This is a genomic window from Micromonospora qiuiae (assembly GCF_016863555.1).
GTDB classification, from domain to species: Bacteria; Actinomycetota; Actinomycetes; order Mycobacteriales; family Micromonosporaceae; genus Micromonospora; species Micromonospora qiuiae.
In genome coordinates, this window is the sequence record NZ_BOPC01000044.1 from 59,694 (window position 1) to 79,703 (window position 20,010).

The following is a 20,010-nucleotide window of genomic DNA, read 5'->3' on the forward strand; positions in this document are numbered from 1 at the left end:
CGCAAAAGCGTCAATTCGGACATCACGTATGTACATGTAACGGCCTTGTCACTATGCGCGCCGCCATTCCCACTGTTACGTCGCCGAGCGGGCGACCACTGTTGACAGAACGGCGATCGCCGACATTCTGGACGAGTGAGACGCTTCCCCCGGCTCGACGCGCGCGTGGTGGCCATGGTCGCGTTGCTGGCGGCGGTCTGGCTGCTGGCGTCGTTGCTCGCCGGACGCCGGCAGGATCTGCTGGGCGTGGCGATGGCTCTGCTCTGCGTCCTGTGCGGCATCGTCGCCGGGGTGGCGGTGGCCGCCGCCCGACAGCGCGACGCCGAGATCGCCCCACAGGATCCCGAGCCGGCGGCCGGAACCACCTTCGCCGGGCCACCCGGCATCGAAGCGGACACGTTGGAGACGCTGGGCGACCGCGAGGCGGTCCGCGCGTTGCGGGACCGTTACCGCGGCAACGACGGCGGGTGACCGCGACGGCCGCGACCCGGTCGGAGCCGCTCAGCCGCTGGTGAGGGTGGGCGAGGCCAGTCCGTCGAGGCCTCGTCCGGCCAGGCACCGGTAGGTCGGGTCAAGCTTCCCGTCGGCCGGCGGCAGCACCTCGAGGTTCCACCCGGCCGTTTGCTCGATCCTGCTGACCAGCCGGAAGGTCTCCTCGTTGCAGACCCGACGCACGGTCGGGTCAGCGACGACCTCGTCGTGGTCGGCGTCGAACAGAGCGGCAGGCAACGGGCCCTGGGCGTAGCTCTCCCAGGTGTGCCGCCTGTCGCACGGCACCCGGCTGGCCTCGGCCCGCTGGCCGCGCACCTGCACCGGCCCGAAGCACTCCAACTCCGTGGCGCACTCCGCACCGGGTGGCAGCGCCTCGGGCAGGCTGGCGCAGCCCGGACGGAGCGCACCGCTGGCCGCCGGTCGAACCGGGGCGGAGGGTTGCGCCGACGGGGCGCCGCCTGCGGCCCAGGCACCGACGCCCGCCGAGGCGGCCAGCGCGACCACGCCGGCCGTGCCGAGGAACCAGCGCCGCCGGCGGCGACGATCGCTCGACCCGCCGGAGACGGCACGGGCAGGCGCCGAAGCCGGCCGGGACGGGCCCACGGAACCGGTACCGACCAGGGCCGAACCCGACTCCCCCGGTGCCTCCAACGACAGGCCGGCGAGCATGTCGCGCAGTTCCGCGGCGGACGGCCGGTCGCCGGGATCGTTGGCCATCCCGGCGCGGAGCACGTCGATCAGCTCGTCCGGGATGCCGGGCAGGCTGGGGATCGGCTGGTTGAACATCTCCAGCACGGTGACCAGACTCGGATTGCGCTCGGCCTGCCAGCGGGGCGGGCGCCCGTGCATGACCGCGTAGAGCGTGCCGCAGAGCGCGTACACGTCGACGGCTGGCGAGGGCGGGCTGTGGCTGAACATCTCCGGTGGCGCGTACGCCGGCGTGAGCACCTCCAGGGCGACGGAGGCGTCCCGCATCTCGGCGACCACGGCCAGCCCGAAATCGGCCAGCACCGCCGAGTTGAAGTGCGAGTAGAGGATGTTGGCCGGCTTCACGTCGCGGTGCAGCACGCCGGCCCCGTGCGAATGGGCGATCGCGTCCGCGATCTTGACGCCGAGGTCTCGTGCCTCGACGGCGTCCAGCGGCGAGTTCCGCATCCGCTCGGCGTACGACCCGTCGCAGAGTTCCATGATCAGGTAAGGATGCTGATCGATGGTGACTCCGACATCGAAGAGGTCGACCACGTGCGGATGGGAGGACATCCGGCCGGCGGCCCGCGCCTCGCGCAGGAAACGCGCCTGATCCCGCTCGCTGACCAGGGTGCGGTTCTCCACTTTGACCGCCACCTCACGGCCCACCGATATCTGGGTGGCGCGGTAGACGGTCGCGTAACCGCCACGGGCAAAGACCTGCAAATCAGTCAGACCAGGCACAATGGGCGTCGGCAGGGCGCCGGGCGGAGTGGCGGTCACGGTATCGAAAATACCCAACTGCGCGGGCCGCTCAGTGAACCGCATCGGCGGCCGGCCCCACACCCGACGTCCCCGTCCCACGCCGGTCGTTCGGCACCGGCCCGCCCGCCGCCGCCGCACCGGACACGCCGTCGGCGACACCAGCGGCCGGACCCGCCCGGCGGGCGTCCCACCAGAGCCCGGCCGCGGTGGCCACCGCACCCAGACCCTCCCAGAGCGCCACCCCGAAGAACCGGCCGGGCGCGACGTCGGCCAGCACCGCGAGGCTGAACACGGTGAACGTGACCAGCCGGAAGACCACGGTGAAGCGGTAGAACGCGCGCCACTCGGTGGCGGTGGCGAGCAGGTAGTAGACCCCCATGTTGAACGAGGCCATCGACGACGCCGTCACGAAGACACCGGTGTAGTCGCCTGACGCGCGGCTCTGCGGTATCCCGAAGCCGAGCATCTTCAGCAGCGCCTCCGGCCAGAGCAACCCGACCGCGCCCATCACCAGCGCCAGCACGCCGAACACCGCGATCGTCCAACCCGCGACCGAACGCGGCAACCTCATCTGAACCCTCCCCGATGCCGGCACGGCTGCCGATGCCGACCGCCGCATGAGAGGTTCACGCTAGCGGTCATCCCCGACATGGCACATCACCGAAACCGACAGTCCCGCACCCACCGGCCAAGCAGGCGATGGCTCAGCCAACAGCCCGCAGACGGTCTCGCAACGCCTCGGCGGCGGCCCGCTCGCTGCGCTGCTCGGTGGCGTACGCCAGGCGGACCGCTTCCTCGGCGCAGGCCATCGCCTCCGCCAGCTGGTCACCGGCGGCCAGTGCCTCGGCGAGCACGCAGGTGGCGATCACCTGGCTGCGGACGTCCTCGGCCGGCAGGTTCACCGCCCGGCGAGCCCAGTCCAGCGCCTGCTCGAGCTGCCCGTGGGCGAGCAATGCCGAGGCGTAGCGTGCCATCGACTGCCGGCGGGAGAACAACAGCGAGGGCGCGGTCGCCGCGGCGGTGGCGACCGGGGCGAGCAGCCCGACCGCGGTGCCGGAGTCTCCGGCCGCCAGCCGGGCCGTCGCCAGCAGCACCCGGGGCGCGACCTGCGCCGGCGCCTGCGGGTTGTGCGGCTCCACACTGGTCAGCACCGCCAGCGCGTCCCGCTCGGCCGCGGCACCGTCGCCCATGTCCAACGCCACGAAACCGCGCAGCGTGCCGGCCATCCCGGTGAGCAGCGGGTGGGCGGTCCGGCGGGCGTACGACAGCGCGTCGGTGAACAGGTCGGCGGCATGTTCCGGCTCGCCCAGCCCGCGGGCCACCACCCCCCGGACCACCAACGCGAAGCCCTGCCCCCAGTCGTCCGAGGCGGCGGCGAACTCCCGGTACGCCCGGCGCGCCTCCCGGTCGGCGTCGGCCAGCTCACCCAGTTCGGCGTTGGCGTACGCATCGACCGCCCGCAGGGTGCCCACCGCCCAGGCCTCCCCGACCCGCTCGCCGAACGGCAGGAAGATCCGGGCCAGCCGGCGCGCCTCTCGCAGCCGACCGGCGAGCAGTCGGGCGAACGCCGTGGTGCCACGCAGCCACGCCCGCCCGTAGGGGTCCTTCAGTTCGGCGAAGAGCCGGGCGGCTCGGCCGAGCACCGCGTCCGCGCCGGCGAAGTCACCCCGGGTCGTGGTCACCCAGGCCAGATTCTGCAACGACCACGCCTGCCCCCGGCGATCCCCCACCGTCAGGCTGACCTGGTACGCGGCGGCCAGCCGGCTGCTCGCCTGCCCCAGCCGCCCGGCGAGGAAGTCCGCCATGCCCAGCCGGCGCATCGCGGAGGCCCGCAGCGCGGGCAGATGGGCGTCGGTGGCCACCTGCAACGCCTCCCGCCACGAGGACTCCGCCCGCGTCAGGTCGCCCATGACCTGCTGAGCCTGCCCGGCCAGGAGCAGGGCGCTGGCCCGGACGTCCGCCTGGTCACCGGCGTTCGCGGCGATCTTCTCGGCGTAGGCGAGGGCGTCGTTGGCCCGCCCGACCTGAAGCAGTGCCCGGGCGTGCACCACTCGGTCGGCGGCCGGGACGCCGTCGACGCCCGCCAACTCGGCGCCGCGTTCGGCGTACTCCACTGCCAACGTCGGCTCGCCCGCGTGCAGCGCCCGACGGGTGGCACGCACGAGCGCCGCGACGCCCAGCGGCACCACCGCCCGGGCCGGTGCGTCCGGACGCAGCGTGACCGCGTCGGCCAGCACCGTGGCCCGCTCGGCGTGCTCGGCCACGAAGTCGTCGCGAGCCGCCTCGGTGAAACCGCCCGGGCCGGTCACCGGGCTGCCCGCAGCGCCCGTGGGAGTGTCCTGCGGTGCCGCCCAACGGGCCAGCGCGGCGTGCCGTTCGGCCAGCTCCGCCTTGCTCACCCCGGCGTACGCCGCCTCCCGCATCAGGGGGGTGGCGAAGGCGTACCCGTTGCGGGTGCGGTGCAGCATGCGGCGCTGCAACAGCTCCTCGACCGCCCGGTTCAGCTCGACCTCGGCCACCGCGGCCGGCCGGCCGTCACGGCCGGCGCGCTGCTCCCGCAGCGCCTCCAGCGCGCCGTCGGGCACGGTGTCACCGACCACCGCCGCGTCCCGCAGCACCGCACGCGCCTCGGCGGGCAGGGCGTCGATCCGGGCGGCGAGCACCGCCGCGAGGTCTCGGGAGAGCAGCCGGCTGCCCAGTGAGCCGGGTGCCAGCCGCCAGCCGTTGCCCACCCCGGCGGTCAGTGCGCCGCGCTCCATCAACAGGGTGACCAGCTCGGCCAGGTAGAACGGATTGCCCTGGGCGGTGGCCAGCAGCCGGTCGGTGTCGGCCTGGGGTAGCCGCCCGCCGCCGAGATAGCTGGTCAGCAGCCGGGCCGCGTCGGCGCCCCGGAGCGGCGGCAGCGGCTGCACCTCGGCGTCCGCGACCCGGGTCAGGGTGCCCGCAGCCCGGACCAGTTCCGGGCGGCCCAGCAGCAGCACCAGCACCGGCCCGCTGAGCCGGGACAGCGTCACCTCCAACGCTCGGATGGTCTCGGCGGTGGCGTCGTGCAGGTCGTCGACCACCATCACCAGCGGCGCCTCCTCGGCGAGCGCGCTGAGCAGGTCGGCCACCGCGTTCGGCACCGCGTCGGCGTCGCTCGCCGGCTGGGTGCTGCCCCAGTCACCCTGGTCGGTGGGGCTGCCGACGGGTAGCTCGGCGTACCCGAGCAGGGCCAGCAGTTGATCGACGGCGATCGGGGCGGGCTCGCCGCGCGAACGGCTGAGCCGCTGCCCGAGCCTGCGCAGCCGCTCCTCGACGGCCGGGCGGGTCACTGCGGTGGCCGCGTCGTTGGGCAGACCCGTCGCGGCACGCACCAGGTCGGCGAGGGGGGCGAGCCGGCGGCGCTCGCCGAACGCGGCGCAGCGTACCGAAAGCACGCGGGCGCCGGTGTGCGCGGCGTACCGGCCCGCACCCACGTCGTAGCCGGCGGCCAGCCGCTCCACCTCGGCGGCGAACCGGGACTTGCCGATGCCCGCCTCGGCGGTCATCAGCAGCACCCGGGGTTCGTTCCGGTCGATCACCTCGGCCAACCGTCCGGCCACCCGACCGATCTCGGTCTCCCGGCCGACGAAGGGGGCCTCGTCACCGAGGCCCGAGCGGGTGCCCGGCGCGTCCAGCAGGCCGAGCAGTTCGTACGCCTCGACCGGCTCGCGTTTGCCCTTGAGGCGCAGCGGACGCAGCGCCCGCCAGCTGGCCACGTGCCGGGTGGCCGCGGCGGTGCGGCCCCCGGCGTAGACCGCGCCGACCGCGGCGGCGTCGGCCAGCCGGGCGGCGGTGTTCACGGTGTCGCCGATGACCGTGTACTCGATGGCCGCCTGGATGCCGGCGATCACATCGCCGGTGTTCAGCCCGACCCGCAGGCCCAGCGGCGCGCCGCCGCCGCGCTCGTCGTCGAGCACCCGACGGACGGCCCGCTGCATGGACAGCGCGGCGCGCACGGCGCGCTCGGCATCGTCCTCGTGCGCCACCGGGGCACCGAAGACGGCCATGATCCCGTCACCGGTCAGCTTGTCGACGTGCCCGCCGAAGGTCTTGACCGCGCCGGCAAGGGCCGCCAGCACCCGATCGGTGACGGCACCGACCCGTTCCGGGTCGAGATCCTCCGACCAGGAGGTGAAGTCGGACAGGTCACCGAAGAGCACGGTCACCACCCGCCGCTCGGCGGCGGGCAGGGTCGCGGCGCCGGGCAGCGCGGCGCCGCAGTTGTGGCAGAACCGGGCGCCGGGTACCGCGACGGTTCCGCACACCGGACAGGTCACGGCCGGTCCAACCCCACGTTGTCGTCGCCGGACTCCCGGCCCAGGTATTCCAACTGGGCGCGTACGGACCATTCCGCCGCCCACCACAGCGAGCGGTCCACGTCGGCGTAGACCTTGGCGACCACCTCGGCCGCGGTCCGCGCCCCCGCGTCGAGCGCCGCCCGGACCTGGTCGAGCCGGGCGCGGCGGTGGGCGAGGTAGAAGTCGGCGGCCGCGCCGCAGTCGGCCAGTGCCGGGCCGTGCCCCGGCAACGCGGGAATTCCCCGGTACGTCGACAGCAGCTCCAGGCTGCTCAGATAGTCACCGAGGTGCCCGTCCGGATGCGCCACGACGGTGGTGCCCCGGCCGAGGATCGTGTCGCCGGTGAGGACCACTCGCTGGCCGTCGCGTTCGGCGAGGAAGCAGACCGAGTCGGCGGTGTGACCGGGGGTGGCGAGCAGGCGGACCTCCAGGCCGAAGCCACCGAAGTGCTGGCCCGGCTCGGTCAGCGGCTCGCCGCCGATGGTGTGCGCCGGATCGGCGGCGAGGATGCGAACCCCGCCGAGCAGGTCGCGCAGGCGCATCGAGCCCTCGGTGTGGTCCGGGTGGCCGTGGGTGATCAGCACCAGCCCCACCGGCCCCTGCGCGGCGATCGCCGCGAGGTGCGCCTCGTCCGCCGGCCCCGGGTCGACGACCAGGGCTGGCTCGCCGGGCGCGGCCCGCAGCAGCCAGGTGTTGGTGCCGTCCAGCGTCATCGGCCCCGGGTTGGGTGCCCGCAGCAACGTGACCCATTCCGGTAGCTCGCCGGCGAGGGCGGTCACCGCCCCCGTCACATGCCCTCCCATGGCTGCGATCGTACGACCCCGTCGACGGGGTCCCGCGATCTTGCAGTTCTGGTCCCCGATTCACCCTGGTTAAGGGTTGTTCGTCCGGACGGAAACTGCAAGATCGCGGGGAAGTGGGGGCGGGGTTAGGAGACCTCGACGATTAGCTCGACCTCGACGGGGGCGTCGAGGGGGAGTTCGGCGACGCCGACGGCGCTGCGGGCGTGCCGACCGGCCTCGCCGAAGACGGAGCCGAGGAGATCCGAGGCGCCGTTGATGATGGCAGGCTGGCCGGTGAAGCCGGGTGCGCTCGCGACGAAGCCGGTCAGCTTCACGATCTTGACGACGTTCTCCAGGCCGACCAGCGAGTCGATCACGGCGAGCGCGTTCAGAGCGCACCGCTGGGCCAACTGCTTGGCCTGTTCGGCGGAGACGCCGGCACCGACCTTCCCGGTGGCCAGCAGCTTCCCCTCGGCGATCGGCAGCTGCCCGGAGACGTACACGTGCTGTCCGGACTGCACCGCCGGCACATAGCTCGCCACCGGCGGCACCACCTCCGGCAGCTTCAGCCCGAGCTCCGCCAACTTGGCGTGCGGCCCACCGCTCATGCCATCACCCTGCCCCGCTGGCTCCCGGCGCTCATGCCTTCGGCCGCTTCAGGTACGCGACGAGCTGCTCCGGATTCGGCCCCGGTACGACGGAGACGAGTTCCCAGCCGTCCTCGCCCCAGTTGTCGAGGATCTGCTTGGTCGCGTGGACCAGCAGTGGAACGGTGGCGTATTCCCACTTCTGCATAGGGCTGGCTCCCTCGTGGCATGGACACTTCGGGCACAGCCTACGTTCCGCCGCCGGCAGGTGACGCGGGACGCGGTTCCGGCGCGGCCGACAACTCGCCGCAGGGGCCCCGATGGTCGTACGGCTGAGGGCACCGGGTGCGGTCGGGCAGCAGCAGATCACAGAAGACCCGGTGCCGGTTGTTCTGGTCGTCGGCGGTCGACACCTCGGTTTCGCCGGCGTCCAGTTCGGGCAGGAAGTTCAGGGAGGTGGCCACCCGGCCGGCCAGGGCGGTGGCGGCGGCCAGGTCGGTCACCCGGATGGGCAGGTGGATGACGTACCCGGGGCTCTCCTCGTCCCGCCCGGTGGCCGGCTCGTACGAGACGACCGGCGCCACCGGACGCGCGTACGAACGCTCGTTGACGGGTGGCCGGCCGGAGGGGCGTTCATCGGCGGTCCGGCTGCCCCCTCGTGCCCCCACCGGGAACTGCGTTCGGGGGGTGTTGTTCGTGTCGCGCATGCACTGCCTCCGGGCGTCGTACCTGGTCACGGCGCCGCCCGACGGCCCAGATCCGCTGCTCGCGACCGGGTCGGGGCGTGCCGGAGCGACGGTAGGGCCGACATATCGATCCCATCAACACCGACGCGCACGCCTGCCTTTCTTCGGTCACATTTGCGACACCGGGCAGCGGGACGCCACTCGCGCCGCTCGTCCACGAGATTCCGCCCGTTGCGAATGAGCTTTGCGCTACCCCTCGGCTCCGCCGCCACGGGCACCGCTACCCTTCCGGTCTGGACGGGCGCCCGGCCCGGCCGAGCCGATCCCACGCGCACCGCCACCGCGGGGTGACGCACCCTATCCGGGGGGGGTAGACCCATGACCCAGCCACCCGCCGACGGCCCGACCGGCCCCGCCGATCTCCCGGCCCAGCCCGGTGCGGCCGCCGGACCGGGCGGCCAGGGCTCGGCGTTCCCCGTGCCCCAGCCCGGCTACCCGCCATACCAGTCGATGCCCGCCCCGGCCCGTCGGCGTGGAGCCCTGACGGCCTCCCTCGCCCTGGCCGTGGTACTGCTGCTCTGTGCCGGTGGTGGCGTGGCCGCCTTCCTGACACTGCGCAACGCCGAGTCCGGCGAGGGCGCACCGGAGCCGTCGGTGGCGGTCGACGACTTCCTCACCGCCGTTTACCAGGAGCGGGACGCGGCGAAGGCCGCCCGGTTGGTCTGCGGCGCCGCCCGCGACCAGGACCAGATCCGGGCCAAGGTCGCCGAGATCGAGACGTACGTCTCGACGCACCAGAATCCCCGGTTCCGCTGGGACACCCCGACCGTGAACAACGAGACGGGTGACCGGGCCACGGTCACCGCCACGGTGACGGTGACCACCGCCGACGAGAAGATCGCCGACCAGGACCTGCGCTTCACCGTGATCCGCAGATCCGGCTGGTGGGTCTGCGAGGTCTCCTGAACTCACGGGATGGATACGCTCGACGGGTGGGAGCAGCGCAGCACCCGGCCGATCGGGCCGGCACCGATTGGCCCGCCCGGCTGCACGTGGTGACCGGCAAGGGCGGCACGGGCAAGACCAGTGTGGCGGCGGCCCTGGCCCTGGGTCTGGCCGCCGACGGTCGGCGCACGCTGTTGGTCGAGGTGGAGGGGCGCCAGGGCATCGCCCAACTCTTCGGCACCGAGCCGCTGCCGTACGCCGAGCGGCACCTCGCCGACGCGCCCGGCGACGGCCAGGTGTACGCGCTGGCGGTGGACGCCGGGGAGGCGTTGCTGGAGTACCTGGACATGTTCTACAAGCTCGGTGCGGCCGGCCGGGCACTGCGCAAGCTCGGCGCGATCGACTTCGCCACCACCATCGCTCCCGGCCTGCGTGACGTGCTGCTCACCGGCAAGCTCAAGGAGGCCACCACCCGCACGGTCGATCAGCGGCGGGTCTACGACGCGGTGGTGTTGGACGCCCCGCCCACCGGCCGCATCGGCCGCTTCCTGAACGTCACCACCGAGACCGCCCGGCTGGCCAAGGTGGGCCCGATCAAGACCCAGAGCGAAGGCGTCTCGGCCCTGCTGCGCTCACCGATGACCGCGGTGCACGTGGTGACCCTCCTCGAGGAGATGCCGGTGCAGGAGACGATCGACGCGATCTCCGAGCTGGCCTCGCTGGGCTTCGGCATGGGACGGGTGATCATCAACGGTGCCCGGCCGCCCCTGCCGTCGGGGCGGCTGGTCACCGAGGCGGAGCTGGCGCGTGGGCTGCGCGCCGCCGGGCTGCCGGCCGACCAGCGGATCGTCTCCGGACTGCACGACGAGGCGCGCGACCAAATCATCCGCCGGGAGCTGGAGGATTCGCTCCGGGCCGACCTGGTGGAGTTGGGCGTGCCTCTGGTGGAACTGCCGTTGCTGCCCGACGGGGTGAACCGCGCCGGCCTGGACGTCCTCGCCAGGGCTCTGATCGGCGGCGATTGACTCACACCTGAGGTCGGCCCTGCCGCGCGGGCCCGCCGGGCCCGATACGCTCGATTGGTGCCTTCCGACAACGCCGCGCCGCCGCTGGACGTCGACCAGATCCTGGCCGATCCGGGGGTACGGATCGTGGTCTGCTGCGGGGCGGGCGGAGTGGGCAAGACGACCACGGCTGCCGCGCTCGCGCTGCGCGCGGCAGAGCAGCACGGACGGCGCACGGTGGTGCTCACCATCGACCCGGCCCGGCGACTGGCCCAGTCGCTCGGGCTGACCGAGTTGGACAACACCCCCCGACAGGTCAAGGGCATCGACGTCGAGGAAAGCGGCGGCGAACTGCACGCCATGATGCTCGACATGAAGCGCACCTTCGACGATGTGGTGCTCGCGCACACCGACCCGGCGAAGGCGGCGGAAATCTTCGCGAACCCCTTCTACCAGGCGATGAGTTCCACCTTCTCCGGCACCCAGGAGTACATGGCCATGGAGAAGCTCGGCCAGTTGCACGCGCGGGGCGAGTGGGACCTCATCGTGGTGGACACCCCGCCGTCGCGCTCCGCGCTGGACTTCCTCGACGCGCCGGCCCGGCTGTCCCGCTTCCTCGACGGCCGGATGCTGCGGCTGCTGCTCGCCCCGGCGCGTACCGGTGGGCGCAGCGTGTTCAGCCTCGTCACCGCGTCCTTCGGCATGTTCTCCCGGGTCGTGCAGAAGGTGCTCGGTGCCCAGCTGCTGACCGACCTGTCCGGCTTCGTGGCCGCACTCGACTCGATGTTCGGCGGGTTCCGGCAGCGTGCGGAGCAGACGTACCGCATCCTGCAGGCGCGGGAGACGGCGTTCCTGCTGGTCGCGGCGCCGGAGCCGGACGCGGTCCGGGAGGCCGCCTACTTCGCTGGCCGGTTGCGTGAGGAGCAGATGCCGCTCGCCGGCCTGGTGCTCAACCGCGTGCACCGCCCGGCCGTGCCGGAGCTGGGCGCGCAGGAGAGTAGGGCCGCCGCCGAGCGGCTGGCCACGGCCGGTGGCCACGAGGGCGCCGTCGAGGTGCTGCGGGCCCACGCCGCCCTGGCCGAGCAGGCGGTACGCGAGCAGCGGGTGGCGGCGCGGTTCACCGAGACGTTCCCGCAGGTGCCGACGGTATCGGTGACGGCGCAGCCCGCCGACGTGCACGACGTCGACGGGCTACGGACGATCGGCGCGGCGATCAGCCGCTCCTGATTGCACCGGGTCAGGAACTGGTGGTGGCGGCCAGGATCCGATCCTTGCTGGCCTTGTCCTTGGCGCTCTTTTTCATCGCCGCCTCGAACATTTTTCGCCAACTGGTGACCTGCGGATGGCGGCGGAGCAGCGCTCGGCGTTCGCGTTCGGTCATGCCACCCCACACGCCGAACTCGATCCGGTTGTCCAGCGCGTCGGCCAGGCACTCGTACCGAACTGGGCAGCTTCGACAGATCCGCTTCGCCACGTTCTGTTCGGCGCCCTGTACGAACAACGCGTCCGGGTCCCCGTTCTGACATGCCGCCAGTGACGGCCAGTCAGTGATCATGCCCATCTGTACACGTCCCCCCTTGCAGTACTACCGACGCCGTCGCGGGCCAGCCGGCATTTCTCCCCCGAGCGTCCGCGCGCCTTACCCCCAAGGCAGCACGGACGACATGTGGCGCTGTCGCCACCCCCATCATGCTCTGTAGTCGCCTGATTACGCAACGTTGTCGGCCAAATCCATCATTTCGGACAGTCCCGGCCTGTCGGGCGCGGGGATCGTCGCTTACCCCACCAGAGTCCGGGAAAACGCTGCGGCCGGGCTCCCAGGGGAGGAAACTCGGCACGGATTCCCGCAACCGGACGCCGGTGCCACGCGTCTAGCACAACGAGGCCGGCGCGCGCAGGAAATGGGGAAAAGACGCCCCAGCGCCCCTCGTTACCTGTTCGCGTACCCTGACGAGGTGACCTGGATGCGGAAACGTGACCACAACATTCTGACCAACGCCGCATCGCTACTGATCTGTGGATTGTTGGCCGGCGTGGTGGTCGCCGCTGCGGCCTTTCCCGCAGTGGCGATGTCGGGCCTGGCGGCCAAGGCCGGCGCGGACACCTTCGGCGCGCTGCCGAAGGAACTGAGGATGGCCCGTGCACCCCAGATCAGCTATCTGCTGGCGAAGGACGGCAAGACACCACTGGCCACGATGTACGACGAGAACCGGCGCGAGGCCAAGTTCGACGACATCTCGCCGTACATGCGCGACGCCATCGTCGCCGCCGAGGACCACGAGTTCTACAAGCACAACGGGGTCGACCTCAACGGCGTCGCCCGCGCCTTCGTCAACAACAGCTCCGCGACCAACGACCGGCAGGGCGCATCGACGCTGACCATGCAGTTCGTCCGGATGAGCATCGCGTACTCGGCCACCCACCCGGCCGACGTGATCGCCGCGACCGAGGACACCAGCGCCCGGAAGCTGCGCGAGATGCGGTACGCGCTCCAGGTGGACAAGGAGATGTCCAAGAACGAGATCCTGGAGGCCTACCTCAACCTCGCCGCCTTCGGCAATGGCGCGTACGGCATCTACGCCGCCAGCCAGGTCTACTTCAACAAGCCCCCGAAGGACCTGAAGATCGAAGAGGCCGCCATGCTGGCCGGCCTCGTGAAGGCACCCACCTCGTTCAACCCGACCACCGAGAGTGGTCGCCCACAGGCGCTTGCCCGACGTAACTACGTCATCGACAACATGGCCAAGATCGGCGCCATCACCGAGCAGGAGGCCGAGGCGGCCAAGGCGACCGAGCTGAAGGTCAAGGACAAGCGGACGCCCAACGGCTGCGTGGCCACCAACAAGAACTCCTGGGGCTTCTTCTGCGACTACTTCTACCGCTGGTGGATGTCGCAGGAGACGTTCGGCTCGACCTCCTACGACCGGGAGCGGCGGCTCAAGAGCGGCGGCTACACGATCGTCACCACGCTGGACACGCAGGCGCAGGAAGCTGCCGACAAGGCGGTCCGCAAGGCCAAGTCGGTGAACTCCAAGGAAGCAGTGATGGTCGCCGTCACGGAGCCCGGCACCGGCCGGGTGCGCGCGCTGGCAGTCAACCGGAACTTCAAGCTCGACAACCCGAAGAATCCGAAGAACAAGCCGCACAGCGACCCGGTCCAGCGGGGCCGGAACAAGCTCGGCAACTACCCCAACACGGTGAACCCCCTGCTCACCGGCGGTGACGGGCTCACCGGATACCAGGGTGGCTCGGTCTTCAAGATCTTCACCATCGTCGCCGCGTTGGAGAAGGGCATTCCGCTCAGCTACACGATCAACGCGCCGCAGCAGTTCAAGTCGGAATACATCATCAGTAGCAGCAGTCCGGCCGCCTGCCCGGGCACCAACCTCTACTGCCCGACCAACTCCAACAAGCAGCCGGGCGGCGTGAAGGACATGCGCAGCGCCTTCTCTGCCTCGACCAACACGTACTTTGTTCCGCTCCAGCAGCAGGTCGGCGCGGAGAACGTGGTCGACGTGGCCAAGCGCCTGGGCATCCAGTTCCGGGAAAGCGAGGACGCGAAGTTCGCCAACAACAAGGAGGCGGCGCACCAGTGGGGTGCCTTCACCCTCGGCGTGTCGCAGACCACCCCGCTGGAAATGGCCAACGCCTACGCCACCCTCGCCGCCGACGGCAAGTACTGCGAGCCGATTCCGGTGCAGGAAATCCGCGACCTGGATGGCAACAAGCTGGACGTGGCCAATCCGCGCTGCGAGAAGAGGATCAGCACGGAGGTGGCTCGGGCGGCGGTCGACGCGGCCCGCTGCCCGGTCGGCGACAATCCCTCGGGCGGCAGTTGCGGCGGCAGTCGGACGGCCGCCGAGGGTCGGTCCATCGTGGGTAAGCCGATCGCCGGCAAGTCCGGGACCACCGACGGTGACAAGGTCGCCTCCCTGGTCGCGATGACCAAGCAGTACGCCGTGGCCGGTATCCTCGCCGACCCCGACTGGCCACAGACCAACGTCAGGATGCAGCACAAGACCCCCGATGGCATCAACTGGCCGGTCTTCGAGACGCTGCGCGATGCCATGAAGGGCAAGAAGGCGATCAACTTCGACCCGCCCGGCAGGAAGATCTCCGAGGGCGACCAGCGCAGCATCCCCGGCGTTCGATGCCTGAGCGTCGAGCAGGCGAAGCAGCGTCTTTCCGGTGCCGGCTTCCAGCCGATCGTCTCTGGCAGCCCAATCGCCTCGGACTGCCCGGCCGGTAGCGCCGCCGGCACCAGTCCGAGCGATCGCACCATCAAGGGCGGCATCGTGACCATCCAGGTCAGCGCCGGCGGTGGCAACAACAACGGCGGTAACGACAACGACCGACGGGGCAACGGGCCGCCCAACACGCCCGGTCGCCCCGGGAACGACCGGTCGGGCGGCTGATTCCACCCGGCAGCTCACGCCGAACGGGCGGGCATCCTCGAGATGGGGTGCCCGCCCGTTCGGCGTTGTTACGGCTCGGCCCGGCGGCTGCTCCGGCGGCCTCGTCAGAGGCCGAGCTGTCGGCGTACCTCCGTGGCCACCCGACCGCCCTCGGCCCGACCGGCCACCGCGGCCTGGGCCGCCTTCATCGCCGGGCCCATCTGCGCCTTCCCGGTGAACCCGCCCGCGGCGAGCGCCCCCGCGACCAGCTCGGTCAGCTCGGCGTCGGAGAGCTGCTTCGGCAGGTAACGCTCCAGCACCTCGCCCTCGGCGGTCTCCCTGGCGGCCTGCTCGGCGCGGCCCGCGTCGGCGAAGGCGGTCGCCGCCTCCCGGCGCTTCTTGGCCTCCTTGGTCAGCACGGCCAGCACCTCGTCGTCGCTGAGTTCCCGCTTGGCCTTGCCGGACACCTCGGCGTTGCCGACGGCGGCCAGGGCCATCCGCAGCGTGGCGGTGGCCAGCTCGTCGCGGGCCTTCAGGGCTGCGCGCATGTCGGCGGTGAGCCGGTCCTTCAGCGTGCTCATGGACGGTCAAACTACCCTGATCGGCATGGGAAAGCGCACACTATTCCGGCTCGCGACCGCCACCGTCGCGACGGGCGCCGCCGCCCTGGCGTACGCGTCACTCGTCGAGCGCAACATGTTCACCCTCCGGCGCTTCGATGTCCCGGTGCTGGCCACCGGCACCGAGCCGCTGCGCGTGCTGCATCTCTCGGACCTGCACATGACCCCCAACCAGCTACGCAAGCAGCGGTGGGTCGCGTCGCTGGCCGCCCTCGACCCCGACCTGGTCGTGGTGACCGGGGACAACATGGCCCACCCGGGGGCGGTGCCGGGCGTGCTGCGCGCACTGCAACCCCTGCTCGACTACCCGGGCGCCTTCGTGTTCGGCTCCAACGACTACACCGGGCCGGTCTGGAAGAACCCGTTCACCTACTTCCTGCCTGACCGGGAATACACCGAGGGCGTCGAACTTCCCTACGAGGAGCTGCGCGACGTGTTCACCGGGGCCGGCTGGACGGACCTGAACAACCGACGCGTCACGGTGAAGGCCGGCGGCCGGGCCATCGACATGGCCGGGGTCGACGACCCGCACGTCGAACGGGACGACTACTCCTCGGTGTCCGGCCCGGTCGACACCGCGGCGGGTCTCGCCATCGCCCTGACCCACTCTCCCGAGCCGGCGCTGCTCGACGAGATGGCCGCCGACGGCTTCGGGCTGCTGCTCGCCGGCCACACCCACGGCGGCCAGGTCTGTGTCCCAGGCGTGGGAGCGCTGGTAACCAACTGCGGCCTGCCCCGGTCGATGGCGAAGGGCCTGCACCGCTGGCCCGGCTCGGACTCCTGGCTGCACGTCTCCGCCGGCCTCGGCACTCACCCGACCGCCCCGGTCCGCTTCGCCTGCCCGCCCGAGGCCAGCCTGCTGACCCTGATCCCCCGTTGATCCACTCCGTTTCGCCGGCATGGCGGTACGCGGTCCCGGCCGACGCCGCCGTTCCGGCGCAACGGAGTGGATCAACGATCCCGGGGTACCGAATTTGACCCTCGGGACGTGTGGGCTACTATTTGTCGGCACGCCTCGGGGTGTGGCGCAGCTTGGTAGCGCGCTTCGTTCGGGACGAAGAGGTCGTCGGTTCGAATCCGGCCACCCCGACCAGGTGAGAAGGCACACCCCATCGAAGGGTGTGCCTTCTGGTGCTTTGTACAGCACTGAAGTACAGCAGCGGGTCAGCGCAGATTCTCGCCGAGGCGCTTGAGCGCGTCGCGGGTGGCGTCCGAGGACGCCTGCGAGTAGATCTCCATCGTCACGGACACCTCCGCGTGCCGGAGCACCTGCATGATGACGCGCGGGTGCACGTCCAGGTCGACCAGCAGCATCGCGCAGGTACGCCGGGCGTCGTGCACGGTGATCTTCCGGATTCCGGCCCGGGTACAACGGGCGGCCGGGCCGCGTGGCCACGAGCCCGCGCGGCGTGGGGAAGGGCACGCCGGGCACGTCGGCGAGCTGGCGGCGGTCCCGGGGTTACGGTTACTGCGCCGGCGGGGGTGCCCCGGCTCCAGGATAGCCGGGGCTCCGCCGGCGGGTCATCAGCTCTGCGAATCTTGGCTGTCCGGCTCCTCAATGATCAGCGCGGTTCAACGATTTCTCGCAGGATCTTCAACAGGTCCTTTGGTGCATCCCGCATGAGGTTGTGCCGACTGTCCAGTGCGTACGTCGTCCAGGTGGGGTCCTCACGCAGCCGGTGGTAGAAGCGGGTGAACGGTGACTCGCCGTCCCACCCGGCTGCGTACACGTAGACTCTGCGCCGGATGTGCGCAAGGTCGCTGGTTAGCTGTAGCGGCTGAAGCAATGAGGCGAGCGGGTGAGGCGTGGCCCGTGCGTCGAAGAACGGCAAAGGCCGCACTCCGTAGCCATTTTCCATGACGTCTAGGTACCATCGCCGCTCCTGGTCAGAGACCAGGGCCCAGCAGGAGTCACCGTTCGCCGGCACCACGGCGTCCAGGTACGCCAGAGAGTCCACCCGTTCGGGCATGCGGTCGGCGACCGCCGTGATCACCATTCCCCCGTAGCTGTGGCCGACTAGCACCGCATCCTGGATGTTCTCGGCCGCGAGTACGCCGGTCACGTCCTGGATGTGCGTTTCGAGGTTCACTCCGGAATGCAGGAGATGGCTGCGTTCGCTGATCCCGGTCAACGTCACTGGGTAGACGCGATGCCCGTCGGCGCGGAGTTGTTCGGGGAGTTCTCCAAAGGACCAGCCGCCATGACACATGCCGGGGATGAGGACAAACGTTGCCACGATCTGCTCCTTGTTCGTTGCTTGGCTTTGTTACTCGGACGCGGCCGATCTGCCGCTGGCCGCACGGGACTTCGGATGCGAGATCACTGGACCCTGGCCTCAGGCACCTGTCTCGATGGCACCGGGTCGCGCATCGTGGTCGCGGTGGAGAGACGGGAACGGCCTGCGGTGGCGGCGATCAGGGCCGCCACGGCGCACAGGATCGCGGTCCACGCCAGGGTAGCGCCGGTAGAGGTGTGATCGGCGACGATGCCGGCGATCCAGGGGCCAGCCGTCTGACCGACCGCAAACAGCGTGGTGAAGGCCGCCAGTGTGGCGGTCCAGTCGGTGGGCAGGGTATTGGCCCGGATGAGCGCGGTGACGGCGGCGGGAACGCTCATGAACGTGATCCCGTAGGCGATCGCGGAGGCGAGGATTACCGGCGGTGCGGGCGCCGCTAGCGCCAGTGCTGCTCCACCAGCCAGGACGCCGAGCAATGTGGCCAGGGCCCGGGTGCCGGGCCAGTGGCTGGTCGGACGGCTCCACAGAGCGGGTGCCGCCAGCACGGCCAGACCCAGCACCGCCCAGATGGCCACCACCTGCACGATTGGGGTGCGCCGGTCGGCGAGATAGGCCGACAGAAAGGTGATGTAGGTGATGTATCCGGCGGCGAACAGCAGGTAGGCCAGGGCGGTTCCCCACAACGGGCGTATCCGTGCCCGTCCGGCAGTAGCGTCCGTCGTGTCCCGCTCCGAACGCGCGGCGGTCCAACTGACCAGCGTCGCCACAGCGGCGGCGACACCCAGGCCGACCCAGGCGAGGCGCCAGTGATCCCCTAGCGCTGGGATCGCCGCGCCGCTGAAGACGATGCCCAACCCGGTGCCCGCGAAGTAGACGGTGATGGGCACGCCGGAGGCGACTCGGGCGGCGATGCGCGATGCGATCACGCCACCGGTGATGAACACCACTGCCCCCGCCGCTCCGGCCGCGGCTCGCGCGGTCAGTAGCGCCAGGTAGTCATCGCCGGCCGCAGTCGTGGCCAGCGCCACCGCAGTGAGGGCCATCCCCCATCGAAAAGCGGAGGCGGCGCCCGAGTGGTGGACGACGGGGGCGGTCGCGAGTGCGCCGACGAGGTAGCCGAGCCCGTTGGCGGTGCCCATGGCCCCGGCTTCGGCCAGAGTCCAGTGCAGGTCGTCACGCATGGCCGGCAGAAGCAGTCCGTAGGCGAAGCGCGCGAGACCGAGGGCTGAGGCGGTGCCCAGAGCCAGTCGCGCCGCCTGCCATACCCCCTGGCGCAGGACCGGTGACCTCATTGGACCTGGGTTTGGGACGTCGCGCGGCAGCGGCGGGACGGGACGGGCCAGGCAGCCGCAGTGCCCTGATCGCTGCGGGGGCCGATGAGGGGTAGGTCTGGCATGGCAGGCTCCAATGGTCAAACCGATCGGTTCGATCTCGGACGCTAGCAGTTGATCGAACCGATCGGTACCATCTGGGTCATGCCAGTCGCCAAGGGCTCCACGATCGATCCGGAGCGCACCCGCGCCACCATCCTCGAGGCGGCCGCCCCGGTCCTGTACGAGCGCGGGCTCGACGGCATCGGTGTCGCCGAACTATGCGCCCGGATCGGAATATCCAAGGAGACGCTCTACCGGCATTTCGGCACCAAGGACGCGCTCGTGGAGGCCGTGCTGGAGGTGCGCAGCGACCGGGTGATGCGCTGGCTGGCCAGCGCCGTCGCGGCGGCCGGAGAAGACCCCGCCGACCAGCTCAGCGCGGTGTTCGACGCACTTGGGCAGTGGTACGACGAGCCCGTCTTCCGCGGTTGCGCGATGCTGAACGCTGCAGCCCAGCACCATGTCGAGGCAGTACGTGCCATCACCGCGCGTCACCTGGGCCGCTACCTCGAACTCCTGACCGGCATCGCCAGCCGCGCCGGAGCCGCCGATCCGCACCTCCTAGGAAGGCAGTTGCTCATCCTGGTGGAGGGTGCAACGGTCGTTGCCGCACATCACTCTGCAGTCGGCGCCGGCGACCACGCTCGCCGTGCCGCACTCACCCTACTGTCGGCCGCCCGAACCAGCCTCGAATGTTGACGCGGGTTGGGATCTCTTCCAGTCCGCTCCTACGTCCGCCGCTTCTGCCGGGTGGCTAATTGGGTGACGATCGCGACGGACACCAGTGGACGAGCGTGGACGGGCGTGCACCACTTCCGCCACCCGACGAGCCGCTCGAACAAGGCCGTCACATCGGCTGCAACCAGGCACATGACGAACGGCTTCTTTCTCCTCTGAACTTCGGCACCGACGGCCTGCCCGCGCATCGTTCGACCAGGCCGATCGGGATCTGACCGGTGGGATGACCTACCCAGCAGAACGCGCTCTGCGTACCGCTCCCAAGGGCCCATCCGATCGTTCATTACACGGAATGATCAAGCAGGACGTTGGCAAGAAGTCAGGCGTATGCCCTGGTAGCAGGAGGGCCTGCGCGGCAAGCGCTAGACCCTTCCTAAG

At 71.0% G+C, this 20,010-nt stretch carries 18 protein-coding genes, 1 tRNA gene and 1 pseudogene; 8 read left to right on the forward strand and 12 right to left on the reverse strand.

Annotated elements, in window-relative coordinates; translation table 11 throughout:
• Positions 1 to 135 precede the first annotated feature (135 nt).
• The gene (locus Vqi01_RS16915; protein WP_204035761.1) at positions 136 to 471 is read left to right on the forward strand and encodes a hypothetical protein; all 336 of its coding nucleotides are present in this window, start codon (positions 136 to 138) and stop codon (positions 469 to 471) included.
• A 30-nt stretch (positions 472 to 501) separates the two neighbouring features.
• Here the strand turns inward: Vqi01_RS16915 and Vqi01_RS16920 are convergent, their stop codons facing one another.
• The 7 genes from Vqi01_RS16920 to Vqi01_RS16950 all read right to left on the reverse strand — a co-directional run bounded on the left by Vqi01_RS16920 (position 502) and on the right by Vqi01_RS16950 (position 8,342).
• On the reverse strand, positions 502 to 1,962 hold the full coding sequence (locus Vqi01_RS16920) for a serine/threonine-protein kinase (protein ID WP_204035762.1): 1,461 nt from the start codon (positions 1,960 to 1,962) through the stop codon (positions 502 to 504).
• Positions 1,963 to 1,993: 31 nt separating this feature from the next.
• Complete coding sequence (locus Vqi01_RS16925) at positions 1,994 to 2,515, reverse strand: hypothetical protein (protein WP_204035763.1); 522 nt, start codon at positions 2,513 to 2,515, stop codon at positions 1,994 to 1,996.
• Positions 2,516 to 2,648: 133 nt separating this feature from the next.
• Positions 2,649 to 6,245: an adenylate/guanylate cyclase domain-containing protein gene (locus tag Vqi01_RS16930; protein WP_204035764.1), complete on the reverse strand. Its 3,597-nt coding sequence runs from the start codon at positions 6,243 to 6,245 to the stop codon at positions 2,649 to 2,651.
• Complete coding sequence (locus Vqi01_RS16935) at positions 6,242 to 7,069, reverse strand: MBL fold metallo-hydrolase (protein ID WP_204035765.1); 828 nt, start codon at positions 7,067 to 7,069, stop codon at positions 6,242 to 6,244. The genes Vqi01_RS16930 and Vqi01_RS16935 overlap by 4 nt, the downstream gene beginning before the upstream one ends.
• Before the next feature lie 125 nt (positions 7,070 to 7,194).
• Positions 7,195 to 7,656: a RidA family protein gene (locus Vqi01_RS16940; RefSeq protein ID WP_204035766.1), complete on the reverse strand. Its 462-nt coding sequence runs from the start codon at positions 7,654 to 7,656 to the stop codon at positions 7,195 to 7,197.
• A 31-nt stretch (positions 7,657 to 7,687) separates the two neighbouring features.
• Positions 7,688 to 7,843, reverse strand: a complete 156-nt coding sequence (gene sp36 / locus Vqi01_RS16945) for a Sp36 family protein (protein WP_013736319.1) — start codon at positions 7,841 to 7,843, stop codon at positions 7,688 to 7,690.
• Positions 7,844 to 7,883: 40 nt separating this feature from the next.
• Positions 7,884 to 8,342: a hypothetical protein gene (locus tag Vqi01_RS16950; protein ID WP_204035767.1), complete on the reverse strand. Its 459-nt coding sequence runs from the start codon at positions 8,340 to 8,342 to the stop codon at positions 7,884 to 7,886.
• A 357-nt stretch (positions 8,343 to 8,699) separates the two neighbouring features.
• Here Vqi01_RS16950 and Vqi01_RS16955 point away from each other — a divergent pair, with 357 nt between their 5' ends.
• The 3 genes from Vqi01_RS16955 to bagB are packed head-to-tail and all read left to right on the forward strand — an operon-like array spanning position 8,700 to position 11,497.
• Positions 8,700 to 9,287, forward strand: coding sequence for an Rv0361 family membrane protein (locus tag Vqi01_RS16955; RefSeq protein WP_204035768.1), 588 nt, complete (start codon positions 8,700 to 8,702; stop codon positions 9,285 to 9,287).
• Between the two features lie 26 nt (positions 9,288 to 9,313).
• Positions 9,314 to 10,291, forward strand: coding sequence for an ATPase BagA (gene bagA / locus Vqi01_RS16960; protein ID WP_204035769.1), 978 nt, complete (start codon positions 9,314 to 9,316; stop codon positions 10,289 to 10,291).
• 54 nt (positions 10,292 to 10,345) lie between these two features.
• Complete coding sequence (gene bagB / locus Vqi01_RS16965) at positions 10,346 to 11,497, forward strand: ArsA family ATPase (protein WP_204035770.1); 1,152 nt, start codon at positions 10,346 to 10,348, stop codon at positions 11,495 to 11,497.
• Positions 11,498 to 11,507: 10 nt separating this feature from the next.
• Here the strand turns inward: bagB and Vqi01_RS16970 are convergent, their stop codons facing one another.
• Complete coding sequence (locus Vqi01_RS16970; protein ID WP_204035771.1) at positions 11,508 to 11,831, reverse strand: WhiB family transcriptional regulator; 324 nt, start codon at positions 11,829 to 11,831, stop codon at positions 11,508 to 11,510.
• A 403-nt stretch (positions 11,832 to 12,234) separates the two neighbouring features.
• On the opposite strand from Vqi01_RS16970, the gene Vqi01_RS16975 reads away from it, so the two are divergent.
• Positions 12,235 to 14,685, forward strand: a complete 2,451-nt coding sequence (locus tag Vqi01_RS16975; RefSeq protein ID WP_204035772.1) for a penicillin-binding protein — start codon at positions 12,235 to 12,237, stop codon at positions 14,683 to 14,685.
• Between the two features lie 104 nt (positions 14,686 to 14,789).
• On the opposite strand, the gene Vqi01_RS16980 is transcribed toward Vqi01_RS16975, so the two are convergent.
• A complete protein-coding gene (locus tag Vqi01_RS16980) occupies positions 14,790 to 15,245 on the reverse strand; it encodes a GatB/YqeY domain-containing protein (RefSeq protein WP_204035773.1) in 456 nt (151 codons plus the stop codon).
• A gap of 25 nt (positions 15,246 to 15,270) precedes the next feature.
• Here Vqi01_RS16980 and Vqi01_RS16985 point away from each other — a divergent pair, with 25 nt between their 5' ends.
• Together Vqi01_RS16985 and Vqi01_RS16990 are read left to right on the forward strand one after the other, a co-directional pair.
• Positions 15,271 to 16,164 (forward strand): metallophosphoesterase, encoded by an 894-nt coding sequence (locus Vqi01_RS16985; protein ID WP_204035774.1) that lies wholly within the window; start codon positions 15,271 to 15,273, stop codon positions 16,162 to 16,164.
• A gap of 136 nt (positions 16,165 to 16,300) precedes the next feature.
• Positions 16,301 to 16,377, forward strand: a tRNA-Pro gene (locus Vqi01_RS16990).
• 71 nt (positions 16,378 to 16,448) lie between these two features.
• On the opposite strand, the pseudogene Vqi01_RS16995 reads toward Vqi01_RS16990, so the two are convergent.
• The 3 genes and pseudogenes from Vqi01_RS16995 to Vqi01_RS17005 all read right to left on the reverse strand — a co-directional run.
• Positions 16,449 to 16,658, reverse strand: a pseudogene (locus tag Vqi01_RS16995) (tyrosine-type recombinase/integrase); the annotation flags it as partial.
• A 188-nt stretch (positions 16,659 to 16,846) separates the two neighbouring features.
• Positions 16,847 to 17,521 carry an alpha/beta fold hydrolase gene (locus Vqi01_RS17000; protein WP_204035776.1) on the reverse strand — a complete coding sequence of 225 codons (675 nt, stop codon included), beginning with the start codon at positions 17,519 to 17,521 and terminating at the stop codon, positions 16,847 to 16,849.
• Between the two features lie 83 nt (positions 17,522 to 17,604).
• Positions 17,605 to 18,813, reverse strand: coding sequence for a YbfB/YjiJ family MFS transporter (locus tag Vqi01_RS17005; protein ID WP_204035777.1), 1,209 nt, complete (start codon positions 18,811 to 18,813; stop codon positions 17,605 to 17,607).
• A gap of 153 nt (positions 18,814 to 18,966) precedes the next feature.
• On the opposite strand from Vqi01_RS17005, the gene Vqi01_RS17010 reads away from it, so the two are divergent.
• Positions 18,967 to 19,593 (forward strand): TetR/AcrR family transcriptional regulator, encoded by a 627-nt coding sequence (locus Vqi01_RS17010; protein ID WP_239098446.1) that lies wholly within the window; start codon positions 18,967 to 18,969, stop codon positions 19,591 to 19,593.
• Positions 19,594 to 20,010: the final 417 nt, after the last annotated feature.

Coding starts and splice junctions, on each gene's coding strand:
- Vqi01_RS16925 (WP_204035763.1), bottom strand. CDS start 2,515: ATGAGGTTGCCGCGTTCGGTCGCGGGTTGGACGATCGCGGTGTTCGGC.
- Vqi01_RS16935 (WP_204035765.1), bottom strand. CDS start 7,069: ATGGGAGGGCATGTGACGGGGGCGGTGACCGCCCTCGCCGGCGAGCTA.
- Vqi01_RS16940 (WP_204035766.1), bottom strand. CDS start 7,656: ATGAGCGGTGGGCCGCACGCCAAGTTGGCGGAGCTCGGGCTGAAGCTG.
- sp36 (WP_013736319.1), bottom strand. CDS start 7,843: ATGCAGAAGTGGGAATACGCCACCGTTCCACTGCTGGTCCACGCGACC.
- Vqi01_RS16950 (WP_204035767.1), bottom strand. CDS start 8,342: ATGCGCGACACGAACAACACCCCCCGAACGCAGTTCCCGGTGGGGGCA.
- Vqi01_RS16955 (WP_204035768.1), top strand. CDS start 8,700: ATGACCCAGCCACCCGCCGACGGCCCGACCGGCCCCGCCGATCTCCCG.
- Vqi01_RS16970 (WP_204035771.1), bottom strand. CDS start 11,831: ATGGGCATGATCACTGACTGGCCGTCACTGGCGGCATGTCAGAACGGG.
- Vqi01_RS16975 (WP_204035772.1), top strand. CDS start 12,235: ATGCGGAAACGTGACCACAACATTCTGACCAACGCCGCATCGCTACTG.
- Vqi01_RS16980 (WP_204035773.1), bottom strand. CDS start 15,245: ATGAGCACGCTGAAGGACCGGCTCACCGCCGACATGCGCGCAGCCCTG.
- Vqi01_RS16985 (WP_204035774.1), top strand. CDS start 15,271: ATGGGAAAGCGCACACTATTCCGGCTCGCGACCGCCACCGTCGCGACG.
- Vqi01_RS17005 (WP_204035777.1), bottom strand. CDS start 18,813: ATGAGGTCACCGGTCCTGCGCCAGGGGGTATGGCAGGCGGCGCGACTG.